The organism is Paraburkholderia sp. SIMBA_030 (genome assembly GCF_046535245.1).
GTDB lineage: Bacteria > Pseudomonadota > Gammaproteobacteria > Burkholderiales > Burkholderiaceae > Paraburkholderia.
Genome location: NZ_JAWRXB010000478.1, coordinates 1 through 273, shown reverse-complemented (window position 1 = coordinate 273; position 273 = coordinate 1). Strand labels below are relative to the sequence as shown.

Annotated in this window: 1 protein-coding gene; it reads right to left on the bottom strand. The window is 31.9% G+C overall.

The features are described 5' to 3' along the window. Window positions 1-273, bottom strand: a 273-nt coding sequence (locus SB772_RS40860) for a hypothetical protein (protein ID WP_410838632.1), incomplete at both ends; no start/stop codon positions are given.

Below are 273 nucleotides of genomic sequence, written 5' to 3'. Positions count from 1 at the left end.
CTACAACCTTTAAATCTTCTTTGTAAAACATTATATAAGTCTATGGATTTTTTGCTGATACGATTATCATCAAGTTTATTAAGTAAGAAATATTGAGCTTCTCCCCAATAACTTGTCCAAAAGTTTCCAAATTTTCTTCTCATCTCCAACGCATACTCTATACTCTCAAGATCTTTACTAAGCCCGATACCTGATATTACAATTTCAAGGCAATTAAAAATCTCGTCCTCACAATATGGTGAAAATTTATCAATCAATTTTCCAGCCAGTACC